Here is a 1,545-nt window from a genome sequence, read left to right as displayed (position 1 = left end):
GCGCGATATCCTCGCCATAGAGGATGGCGCCGGCGGGCGGCTCGACGTTGCCAACCTCCGACAGAGCCCGCAGCACCTGGTCCCTGATATCGCGGATGTCGGCGGCGCGCGCGCGGAAATAATCCTGGTCCGAAGCATCGTAGCCGGCAGTCTCAGTATCAAGCGCTTGCCGCCATGCTTTGTCCGCTGGCAGGCCGGAGCGGATCGCGGTAAAGGCCGGGCTGCTCAGCGCATCGTCTTGCAGCATGGCGATCTGAAACTCGAGAATGTCGGCGGCATCGCCCTCGGCCATCCCGATCATTGCAGTGAGACGGCCCGTGGCAATGCCGATTGCGGTTTCGAGCGCGGCCTTCTCATCGTCGGCTGTTTCTTTGCCGACATAGGAGCCGACAGTCTGGTCGAGGTCGAACAGCGGCCCTTCGGCATAACCGGCCGAGGCCGAAATGCCTTTAATCCTAAGCGGTTCGGGCATGGTCCGCGCCTTCGTCGAAATCGCGCCGCACCAGTTCGACCAGCGCGTCGACGGCATCATTGGCGCCGTCTCCGCTGGCCCTGATGTGCAACAGCGTACCCTTCGGCGCCTTGGTCGCCATCACCTTGACGATGCTCTTGGCGTCGAACCAGGGGCCGTTGGCGGCAAGCGCGATTTCCACCTCGGCGGCAAAGCTCTTGGCCAGCTTGGTGAACTTCACCGAAGGACGCGCGTGCAGGCCCACCTCGTGGGTGATCACAACGGTCGCTTCGGCGGATGCGGACATGTCTTCAAACTTCCCGTTCACTCACGACGGCGACAATTCATGTGCCGTCGCCACCACTTCCCGGAGCGAGGCGCCGCCGGAGGCCTCGGTCGCCGCCATCACCGCGCCTTCGACGATCGGCGCGTTGCAGACGATGATCTTGTGCGAGCGTGGCTCGCCGATCATCTCCACCGCCATTTCCGAGTTGGTCTCGGCACCGCCGAGATCGACCAGAATGGCGACACCGGCTTCCGACCAGGCCTTGTCGATGGCGCCCATGATCGCCTCGACATTGGTGCCGAGCCCGCCATGGCCGTTTCCGCCGCACCATGCAAGCGGCACTTCGTCGCCCACCATCTGCCGCACCATGTCGGCCGTGCCCTCGGCAACCAGCGGCGAATGCGAAACGATGACGATGCCGACATTGCTCATGGCTGACCTTCCAGCGTTTCGACGATCGTGCACACCAGAAGCGCGGTCGAGCGTGCACCGGCATCCATGTGGCCGATCGACCGGTCGCCAAGGAACGACGCACGGCCGCGCCGGGCCTTCATCGGCACGGTCGCCTCGGCGGCCGCATCGGCGATACCTGCGATTTCCGGCGCCGTCTTTCCCTGCAGCAACGCGTCATGCACCGGCTGCAGCACGTCGAGCATGGTTTTTTGTCCAACCTGCGACTTGCCCCGTGCTGCCACCGCTTCGATCGCCTTGCCGAACGCCGCCGTCAGATTGGCGCGATCAGGCGCCGCTGAAATCTCCTTGCCGAGTGCCAGGAAAAGGGTGCCGAATAGCGGGCCGGAGGCGCCGC

The 1,545-nt window shown here is 64.8% G+C and carries 4 protein-coding genes; all 4 read right to left on the bottom strand.

The genetic code is table 11. From position 1 onward, the window contains the following. The coding region (locus EN749_RS35560; RefSeq protein ID WP_281061949.1) for a phosphoenolpyruvate-utilizing N-terminal domain-containing protein at positions 1-472 on the bottom strand (472 nt) is incomplete at its 3' end. Continuing rightward, on the bottom strand, positions 456-758 hold the full coding sequence (locus EN749_RS35555) for an HPr family phosphocarrier protein (protein ID WP_127271907.1): 303 nt from the start codon (positions 756-758) through the stop codon (positions 456-458). The genes EN749_RS35560 and EN749_RS35555, both read right to left, overlap by 17 nt. Positions 759-779: 21 nt before the next feature. Next, positions 780-1,169 (bottom strand): dihydroxyacetone kinase phosphoryl donor subunit DhaM, encoded by a 390-nt coding sequence (gene dhaM, locus EN749_RS35550; RefSeq protein ID WP_013528085.1) that lies wholly within the window; start codon positions 1,167-1,169, stop codon positions 780-782. Continuing rightward, positions 1,166-1,545: DAK2 domain-containing protein (locus EN749_RS35545; protein ID WP_128364919.1), on the bottom strand; the 380-nt coding region annotated here is incomplete at its 5' end. The genes EN749_RS35545 and dhaM, both read right to left, overlap by 4 nt.

The sequence above is a fragment of the Mesorhizobium sp. M7A.F.Ca.ET.027.02.1.1 genome (genome assembly GCF_004022985.1).
In the GTDB taxonomy this organism is placed as follows: Bacteria; Pseudomonadota; Alphaproteobacteria; order Rhizobiales; family Rhizobiaceae; genus Mesorhizobium.
The sequence above is the reverse complement of the archived record's forward strand: the minus strand, read 5'-3'. Positions and strand labels throughout refer to the sequence as shown.

Excerpts from the sequence above, each read along its gene's own strand:
- EN749_RS35555 (WP_127271907.1), bottom strand. The coding sequence starts at position 758 with ATGTCCGCATCCGCCGAAGCGACCGTTGTGATCACCCACGAGGTGGGC.
- dhaM (WP_013528085.1), bottom strand. The coding sequence starts at position 1,169 with ATGAGCAATGTCGGCATCGTCATCGTTTCGCATTCGCCGCTGGTTGCC.